General features: G+C 29.7%; 6 protein-coding genes. 1 reads left to right on the top strand and 5 read right to left on the bottom strand.

What is annotated here, in order from left to right; translation table 11 throughout:
- Positions 1–35 precede the first annotated feature (35 nt).
- The 5 genes from EKM01_RS14400 to EKM01_RS14380 all read right to left on the bottom strand — a co-directional run bounded on the left by EKM01_RS14400 (position 36) and on the right by EKM01_RS14380 (position 8,817).
- Entirely contained in the window at positions 36–2,570 is a 2,535-nt protein-coding gene (locus EKM01_RS14400) for a DUF4268 domain-containing protein (RefSeq protein WP_126768727.1), read from the bottom strand.
- Between the two features lie 81 nt (positions 2,571–2,651).
- On the bottom strand, positions 2,652–3,794 hold the full coding sequence (locus EKM01_RS14395) for a macro domain-containing protein (protein ID WP_126768726.1): 1,143 nt from the start codon (positions 3,792–3,794) through the stop codon (positions 2,652–2,654).
- Complete coding sequence (locus EKM01_RS14390; RefSeq protein ID WP_126768725.1) at positions 3,791–5,140, bottom strand: DarT ssDNA thymidine ADP-ribosyltransferase family protein; 1,350 nt, start codon at positions 5,138–5,140, stop codon at positions 3,791–3,793. The genes EKM01_RS14395 and EKM01_RS14390 overlap by 4 nt, the downstream gene beginning before the upstream one ends.
- A 6-nt stretch (positions 5,141–5,146) precedes the next feature.
- A complete protein-coding gene (locus EKM01_RS14385; RefSeq protein WP_126768724.1) occupies positions 5,147–6,550 on the bottom strand; it encodes a hypothetical protein in 1,404 nt (467 codons plus the stop codon).
- Positions 6,551–6,651: 101 nt separating this feature from the next.
- Entirely contained in the window at positions 6,652–8,817 is a 2,166-nt protein-coding gene (locus EKM01_RS14380) for a class I SAM-dependent DNA methyltransferase (protein ID WP_126768723.1), read from the bottom strand.
- A 338-nt stretch (positions 8,818–9,155) separates the two neighbouring features.
- Between EKM01_RS14380 and EKM01_RS14375 the strand changes: the two genes are divergently transcribed.
- Positions 9,156–9,656, top strand: a complete 501-nt coding sequence (locus tag EKM01_RS14375; protein WP_126768722.1) for a hypothetical protein — start codon at positions 9,156–9,158, stop codon at positions 9,654–9,656.
- The last annotated feature ends 22 nt before the right edge of the window (positions 9,657–9,678 follow it).

Here is a 9,678-nt window from a genome sequence, read left to right as displayed (position 1 = left end):
AGGTGGTCATTTTGAATTGGAATCAGGTGCTCACTTTAAATTGGAATTGGGTGGTCAATATCACTGGAATTTGCAATAAATGGGCTTAATGCGTTTTCAAACTTAGGAAGATTAGAAACCATAAATTTATTCATTGTTTCCCAATCGGATTCATCGTATAAATTAACGCCTTGTTCTTCTATTTTTATTCTGCTCATTTTGTTTTCTGGAAGTTCCTCCCAAACTAATGCGCTGCCAAAGGTTTGTTCTATTGCTTCTCTATTTTTTTGAAGTTTTTTGAAGTACATTTTGTTCGTTTCCTTACTCGAATTAAGAATAGTTAATTCAATTCTTGCATAGGATTTAGTGATTACAAATGTATAAGACACACCTGCAGTACCAGCTCCTGTAGATAGCCAATGGTCTTTTGAAGGATTTACATTTGCAAATAAGCTCGTGTTTTCTATTATTGGTAATAATTGTTGCCAATATTTTTTCCTAACATTAAAACGATTTGGTTCTGATTCGTTTTCTGTGCCGGATGAATATTTTATTGACAATTCGTCTTCCATTTCAAACAAAGCAAGAAGTCTTTTTAAACTGCTAAACTTATTATTACTATCCATATTAGCTTCCACAAACCATCCATTAATTACTTCTTGTGGGGATCTAAAATCAGAAGGATTTCTTGTTATTTTGAAAATGTCTTGATTATTTAGCAGTAATTGTGAGTTCTTTTCATAAAGATTTCTAATCACATATAAATACATTTGGGAAACTGTATCCTCTTCGATTTTTGTGTTATCAAAAACGAAATACTCTAACTTTTTACTTCTTGGGCTTTCAGCATCAAAAATGTTTTGTTCATCTGATGAATCATCACTATCAATAATTATAACATCTGGGTATTCCCATATTTTTAAAAACCTTTCGTAAATGATGTTTAGCCGTTCATTATATTTTGAAACATTCCAATTATCCAAAGATTTCAAATAAGAGTTTAACCATAATCTGCTGTAGTTATAGCCTTGTTCGTTACCGTCATTATTCATTTCCTTTTTGGCCAGAAATGATTTATTACTTAGAGCTCCATTGTTTCCTGAAAGCGTAAGATTTCCTATCGTGTTTAAATGTTTTTCTTTAAATAAAAAATACTCGTCCGATGATAAATCAGTACTCCAAATCTCATTTGGGTTTCTTGGAAAAATATGTTCTATTGTAATATTTTCATTGTTAGTATTTACATATTCTCGGTTGTTGTAGTTCTCTAGCATTTCAAACAAATAGTTTCTGTTTTTTGGCTGTGTGTTATACAAATCCTTATCCTTTAATGCCGTTTTTAAATCTTCATTGGTAGGGAATTTGGCACTTCCTTTCTTTTTGAGCAGGACTTTAGCAATAGAATCGTAATATTCCTCTGTATCTACCTCGGCATACAGGCTCATAAATATTTTATTTAACGCATTGGTTGGCAAGCCTACAACAAACCTTCTCCAAGCATAGCTTTGAATTAGTTTCAGGATTTTTATTAAATCCTCTTTGCTTAGCGAGCCATTTTCTGAATCCTCAAATACTTGCAATAAAAACGGATAGGCTACATTTATTTCTAACCGATTAATGTATTCTAATTCTTTTCTGATGTTTGCATCTGCAACTACTGAAGGATTGACTAATTTTTTATAGTGAACGGATAAAGATTTTATGTTTTCTAATTCCTGGTGGTAGGCATCCTCTTTTTTGTTTGAATAAAGACTTTTAAACTCTGCATACACCTTATTTTTATTGGGTATTTTCTTGTTGCGAAGCGTTAGGTAATCTCTGATAAAATCCGAAACTAACGAGCTTTGTTTTACAATGTCTTTTGCATTTTCTTCAATTGGATTCCAGATAGTTTCAAAAATCCTATTTTGGTCTTTTGGAGGTAAGTCCATTAAAATAAAATTACGAATCAAATCTGATTGGGATAAATCTAAACCTGTTGAATTTAGGCTTTCAAAAATACGCTGCGGATCGTCTTTGTCTCTTTCTAATGAGATTTCTACAAATATGAGTCTATTTAAACCCCTTAAAATCAATTCAAAATTTTCATCGTTGATGCAGCTTCTAAAATAGTTGTAGTTCTCTATGACATTTGAGAATGTACCAAATTCATTTTGTGTTCCCCGCATTATTGCGTTAAATGCTAATGAATTCGAATCTGTTTGCTTTAGTTTTAATTTGTTCGATTCGTTTTGAACATATTGATTGGTCAAAAACATATTATATAATCTGTCAGCGGCCTGAGGTTTACTGTTTTCTTTTGCAAAGCGATACAATGCCACATACAAAATATTTATAGTAGTTAAACGTTGTTGCCCATCTATGATTACTAATTCTTTTACTTCACTAGTGCTATATGTGCCTTCGTGAACAAATACAATACTGCCAATAAAATGTGTTCCTCTATCCTCAGTTTCAACTGAAATAATATCGTTTAATAATTCCTTGCACTCCGCATTTTTCCAATCATAATTTCGCTGATACACTGGAATTACAAATTGTACATTAACCGCTTGAAGGAAGGTAATTATTGGTAATTCGTTTGCTTTCATAATTTATTTTAATTCTTCAGAAAATGAGCTCTTGTAGCTAGTTTGCAATATATTATAATTTGTATGTTTTTTAAACCTAGTTTATATAAGCTGTAAAATTGCTTTAAGATTTGGTTTTTTAGTGTCTCGATCTTTTCCTATTTTCTGTGCTTTTATAGAATTATAGAAATTAATAGAATCACTCCAGTAATTTATAAAAAATTTATAATTATTATTCTCAACTATATCTTTTTCAAATTTGATTATTGTATTTAACTCATGATATGTAAATAGTAAGATATCTGAAAATTTCAACCTAAATTTCAAGGATTTCACTGAGTCTGAAATATTCCATTTACTGTCAGGACTTGAAATTGAAATTATAGTAATTAAATTATCATCCCAATACTCAAATAAATCTTTTCTGATTTTCAAATTAAGAATACTATAGGGTAGAGTGATAATAACAGGAATTTTTTTTGAAAGTAAATATTTTACAACATCAATTTCAAAGCTGCTATTATAACCTAAAAGAAAAGTAAACTTTGTAAGCTCATTATTATCTAAACATTGAAAAATTACATTCTTTTCTTTTTCATCTGGATTTGAATTTACAAACAGTGAAAATAATTTCTTGTTTAATAAATTCATATCGCCTTTTATATAAATTTCTGAACCAGACTTTCCTTTAAGTTTTGATGGATAGTTTTCACTGGTTGGAGTTAACCTTTCTATATGATGCTTTAAAAGTTCATCTTGAATTTGAATATCATTTTTTTTTATTGAACTTTCAGGTTCAAAAACTAAAACATTCATCTCTATTTCAGATAAATATTTAACGATCATTTTTTTTACAACATTCCAATCAAGCCCGCCATGTCCGCAACCAAGAGCAGGTACAGTTATAGTTTTTCCTCTGTGATTTGTTAAAAAATTAGAAAGCCACTCTAGTCCCTTTTCTACATATTCATATTCAGATGGGTTTTTCCAATGTAATTTAGTAGGAAAATTTATTATGATTACATTTTCCTCTTCATTAAAAAAGTTATTGTTTGTCCATACGTGTGGTCTGCCAATTTGTATTGTGCCATCATTACAGGCTTTTACATATTCTTTATTCATTTCAGGGTATTTATTTTTAAATTGCAAAGCAACCCCAGCACCCATTGCCCCAACACAATTTACGGTGTTGATGCGAATGTCTGCTTTATAATTAAAAAAATTACCTGTTACAAATTGTATCATTTATCTAATTGTTCTAAAAATTCATTTCTTAATCCTTTTATGCGTAATTCATAACTTAAAGACCATAAATTATTGAAAGATAAAACATCTGAATGACTTAGACAATTTAACATTTCAAACTCTTTTTCATTATTTATAATAGTAAATAATTGTTTTCGATCTCTGCCCTTACCAAAAATTTCACCAATTAAATCATGGTAACCTACAAGAAGACAAATCATTCTAATTTGATATTCGCTTAATAGTTCAATTTCTTCAAACATTATTCTTGCAGTCATTTTCAAAGAATCAACGGGATGGTCAGGATATGACTTTTGTTTATAATTATTGTCTTTCCAAATTTCTTTTGGACCTTTTCCAATATCGTGCAGGTAAGCAGATAATTTCAAAATAATTTTGTCTTCATCTCCAGATTCCTTATAGTAATCACTGTTTGTAACATTTGAAACAACTTTTAAAGTATGATCGCTTACGTTTTCATTATGAATTTCATTTTCTGTCTCAAGTTCAAAAATACCTTTTAATTCATCAATAGAATTAAAATCATTATCAATGCTTTCTAATAATTTTTGAGTATTTTTAAATTTATAAACTTTATCATTATTCTCTTTTTCTGTAATAATTTTGTTTGTGAATAAATCAAACATTCTTTTTAAATAATTTGGGCCTGTAGTTAAGGTCTCCCTTGGTCTCCCTAATGGAAATTTTGTAAAATAAAAATGTCTATAGTTTAAATGACCAAAATTCAATTGAGGTAGTTTTCTATTATTTTTTGCAAATAATTCTGTGACTTTGATTCTAAATTCTTCATTCCAAATCGCAATATGAGTAATCCAATCTATGGGAACATTATTGAAAACAAGAACTTCAGCCATTTTTTTATGCTTAAAATCAGCAGTTCCTACTGCCCATTTAGTATGATTTATTGCATTCCAATCTAAATTAATTAAATCTTGTGGATTTGTATAAAAATTTGGAGGTATAGTAGTGTTTGCAGATGCATCAGTAAAAATAACATTTTCTTTAGTTATCTTTTCAAACGGTATAGCAAAGAAAATTAAATAAGGTTGATCAATATTTTTAGTATTAGTTAAGGCTAATAGCATAGGATTTGATGAGCAAAAATAAAACGGAACATAATCATGTACTGTACCTCCCGGAACAATAGGTACTTCCATATCAGCTCTTCTACCTTGAATATTTCCATTAGCAACATCATTGTGTGTGATTCCCAATTTATTTTTCTCATTTGTTGAAAGAAAGCCATTTTTTAATATTGACTCTAAATTCTCAATATGCGTAAAATGATAAAAATATTTTCCTTGATATTCTGTTGGTATTGTCATATAATATTATTTAAATCTTATTACTACCTCCCTATCATTTACAATAGCATCAATGGATTGGTTTAATATTTCTTTAAGTTGTTTCGCGGTTTTATCTAGCTCGTAAATTCCTGCTTGTTGGTTGTATTCGTTGTCTTGGTTTAAAAAGTTTGCCAATGTAAATACTTCAGCTTTATAGTCTATTTCTCCATTGTGGTATAGTTTAGCAATTTCTTCTTGTTTGGATATGCCAAACTTTGGGAAAGGTATAATTTCCCAATATTTCTGAGAAAGACTACCTCCATTACCACCGGTAGCATACAAATCAATTAATCCAAGACTTCTTAGATAATCTAAAACACATTTTAGAAAAATAGATTTAACCAAATTATTTTCATTATTACGAATAGTCATTCCATGAAAATTAGTGATATTTCTTTTTGAATCATTGAAAATCACGATTGAACGACCTTTTTCGAATCCCTCAGCACCAAATACAATATCACCCTGTTTAAGCTTTATTAAATTATTTGGATTTCCAAGATACTCCTTTTTAATAATGGTTCCGTATTTACTTATGTTTTTTGGAAGTATAAGGTTGTAAAAGCCTCGGTTATCTTGATTCGAATAAATACTTTTTCCAATAACTGATACAGCTAGATTATTACCTCTTATTAAAGTAAAACCATTTTTCTTTAATGTTTGAAATCCGTTATTGTAATTTGTTATTAAAAATTCTTTTTCTTTAAAGCTTTTACGGTACAAATTTGTATCGAAACGCCCAATTTTCTCTATTTCATTAATTTTCGGGTACTCAAATTTAAAATCATTTATTTTCTGATTTGCCAAAAGTTCTGTTTCAATAGCTTTTAAAATAGCTTCGTGGCTTGCTTTGATAAGTTTTTCCTTGTTTATTATGGCTTGAGTTAAAACTTCAACAAAGTTGATTACATTTTTCGCGTTTTTATTTGGCATAGGGATTTTACAATCTAAAAACAATGTTTTGGCATGGCGAATGGTTGCGCCTTTTGGAACCATAAAATCCAGTTGTTCTCTAAAAAGATTGTGTTTTATAAATGCTAATAAATAGTGTTTTTTTTCGGTTACGGGTAATTTGTAGATTGCTCCCGAAAGCATAAAGTTTGGATAGTCTTTATCTAAAATTACTATTTCACCAATATTACTGTCCTTCGATATTAGGATATCTCCTTCTCGTAAATTCATAGCAACAAATGAATTGGGCATAATTGGCAATGCAGTTTCGCTTGTTATTTCTGGTAAAAAGGAATGAGATTGTAAAGCTCTTGTTCTTACAAAATAATGGGTGGACTGTCCTATGTAATTTAATGAACCAACTTCTACGCCTAAATCATTACGTTGTAAATCTCTATTTAAAAAATCTTTTACAAAAAGAAAGTTTTCGTTTGGCATTATCAAGTCCATATATTGAGAAGAAGACAAAGTGTAGTCTTTCTCAACAATAGAATTGAAAGAGATCGTATTAGGTACTTTTATATATTCGTTGCTCATAATTATTTAGCTTTTACAAAAATATCCTGTAATGATTTTTCTTGTTTGAAACACCATTTCTTAAATTCAGAAATAGTGTTTGTGAATTCTTCATCAAGCATAGCTCTCCCGTCTTTGTCAATTTCTATTTCAAAGTTTTCATAATTGATTTTATAGTTTGGCGAAAAGAATTTTACTCGTTTACTTGTTTTTACTTCGTAACCCACTTTTTCAATTCCTTTAAAATACACTTCGTAATTCTGTGCTTTTAATTTTGTTAGTTCTGTTTCATTGGGTTTGTATGCTACAATAATTGACGTATTTACCCCCGTTTCTGCAAATACATTGGCTGGTAAATCAAAAATGGCAACAATCCGCATTTTATCCATCAGCCATTTTCTTGCTATTTTGTGGCTGTCAATACTGGCAATGGAATTTGATATTACTATTCCCATTCTGCCATTTTCTTTTAAAATACGGTATGCATTTTCAAGAAATATTATCCCTTTATCTAACTTGTTTATTTGCTTAACTGCTTTTTTATTTTTCCCTTCTAAAGGTTGTACACCTTTACTACCATATAAATGCCATAGTTCATAACATTGTATCATTTCAAGTTCTTTATCATCTAAAGGTACAAATGCTCTATCTTCACCAAAAGGTGGATTTGTCAAAACCACATCGAATTTTTTTAACTGATTTTCATCAGGCCTATTATCCCAATCACCATTTTTATTCATGCTTGGTACAAGTTCAATAACATCGCCTTTATGGTCAAATTTTGAAAGAATAGAACCTTGGCCAGCGATTGCTTTAATTTTTGCGTTTCCATCCCCGTTAAGTAACATGTTTAAGGTGGCAAGCATTACCATTTGGTCTGAAATATCCATTCCAAAAATATTATTGTCGTCTAATTTACTATTTGAGTTTACATAAGAAACTGAAAGGAAGTCAGCAATACCAACAGTTGGGTCAATTACTGTTTCGCCATTTCTTGGATTGACAATACTTACTAAAAAGTCAATTAAAGGCAAAGGCGTTACGAATTGAGCATTTTCTTCTTTTGAAAATTTTGGAGCGAATTTGTAAAATACTAATTGGTATAAATCTGTTTTATGTGACTTTACAAATGAATAATCTTGAAATTGTAATACAATTTCGATTAAAACTTTTATATGGTTCTCATCCTTTGGGTTTAATGTGTTGTCCTTAAGTATTCTAAAATAAGTTCCAGAGGCGTCTATTCTTAAATGATTAATCCTCTTAAGAAATTCTTGAAGTGGCAAATCAGCAAGCGATTTGAAATTTCTTTCTTCTGAGGTAATGTAATAGTCTAAAAAGCGGCTACTATTTTTTTGGTTCCTTTTCTCATCAAAAATCTTTAATGCTAGTATTTGAATTAAAATTTCGAATCCTCTTTCATTTACTAATCCCACTTTTTCCATAGTCCGCAGAATGCTGCTCATAGCATCATTAATCTGCGTAGAATGAACTCCAGAAATAATATCTAGCTCTTTAATTCCACGTTTAGAACGGTCAATAGTTTTGGATTCTGTCCATTCTAAAATATCGTCAAAACTTGGAATATTCATATAAGGGTCGGGAAGGTGCAAAGCCAATTCTTTGGTTTTACTTTCTAGTCCTTTCGTGTTAAATTCTTCACTGTACCGTAGAAATTTATTATTGTGTTTGCGAAACAAATAAAGTCGTTCTGTATCATACAGAACAGCTAAACAAAACGGTCTTCTACTTTCGTTTAGATAGGCTTTAAGTTGTTTATCCCAAACATCGGCAATATTTTTATTGTCTTCTTTTTTAAACTCTATGGAAACTATTAAATGTTCTCTTAACCATTCTAAACTTTCATTATTGCCATTTTCGTGGTAGTCTTTGTACTTGTCAAACCAAGTAATTTCATCAAAAATTGCTCCATCCAATTTTAAAGGTGCAGAAGATTTGTTTCCTTTTGGAAATTGTACTTCTGTTCCTATGTAGTCTTTTATATAAAGTCCGGATTGAATAATTGCATATAAAAATTGCCATTTATAGTAATTTTCGTTTTTGGTTCCGTCCGTCTTTTTGAAGTTTGTTTTTTTATTAAAAGTAAGGTGTTCTTGAATGAAACATTCAAACTCTGCCACATTTTCATATTTGGTATCAAATTCTTGTTTCGCTTCTGTAAATGTCATTTATGTGTATATATTAAATTTTGATTTGAAATTAATATTGAAATTTATTAACTATGCTAATCTCCAAAAATACTATTTTAATACTATTTTGGGTTGTTTTTATTTTCTTTTAATTTGTCATTTCATAAACCCTATATTCAGGTTGTTGTAAGTGAGTTCCTAAACAATTTTGCAGCAGGGTTACAACTGATCTTTCGTTGAAATTGACGCAGTTTAATTATTTTCACACAAATAATATTTTTTTTTAAATATTAAGAAATAAAATTGTTTTAAATTAAAGAACTGCAATTCGATAAAAAATTAATTAAATTTCAAATGGATTTTTATTATGGATCAATATGGAAAAAGTAACTTTTAGTCGTACAGAACTATATGATTTAGTTTGGAAAAACACTTTTGGGTTTATTACAAAGAAACATGGCATATCAGGTTCAGGTGTAAGAAAGGCTTGTGAACAAATGCAAATACCTTTACCTGATTATTCTCATTGGATCAGTGTAAGGTATGATAGACCATTGCGTATTACAAAACTTCCTGAAAATTACACGGGTAATGACACAGTTGAGATTCTTAAAAAGAAATTTGAAATTATTACTAAAATTATACCCGAACCTACTCCTTTAATGCTATTAACAAAAGAAATCCAAAATGATCCAAATGCACCTTTAATTGTTCCTGATAGACTCATTAAGCCTGATATATTAATACTTCAAACAAAACAGTATTGGGATAGAAAAAGTAAGAATGAAAATTATGAGGATAACAATGACATTTTACCAATATATGTGCAAATTCCAGTGATATTGACCACCCAATTCCAATTTAAAGTGAGCACCTGATTCCAATTCAAAATGACCACCT

Origin of the sequence: Flavobacterium sp. RSP46, assembly GCF_003984825.1 — a bacterium.
GTDB lineage: Bacteria > Bacteroidota > Bacteroidia > Flavobacteriales > Flavobacteriaceae > Flavobacterium.
The sequence above is the reverse complement of the archived record's forward strand: the minus strand, read 5'-3'. Positions and strand labels throughout refer to the sequence as shown.

Coding starts and splice junctions, on each gene's coding strand:
- EKM01_RS14400 (WP_126768727.1), bottom strand. CDS start 2,570: ATGAAAGCAAACGAATTACCAATAATTACCTTCCTTCAAGCGGTTAAT.
- EKM01_RS14395 (WP_126768726.1), bottom strand. CDS start 3,794: ATGATACAATTTGTAACAGGTAATTTTTTTAATTATAAAGCAGACATT.
- EKM01_RS14390 (WP_126768725.1), bottom strand. CDS start 5,140: ATGACAATACCAACAGAATATCAAGGAAAATATTTTTATCATTTTACG.
- EKM01_RS14385 (WP_126768724.1), bottom strand. CDS start 6,550: ATGCCAAACGAAAACTTTCTTTTTGTAAAAGATTTTTTAAATAGAGAT.
- EKM01_RS14380 (WP_126768723.1), bottom strand. CDS start 8,817: ATGACATTTACAGAAGCGAAACAAGAATTTGATACCAAATATGAAAAT.
- EKM01_RS14375 (WP_126768722.1), top strand. CDS start 9,156: ATGGAAAAAGTAACTTTTAGTCGTACAGAACTATATGATTTAGTTTGG.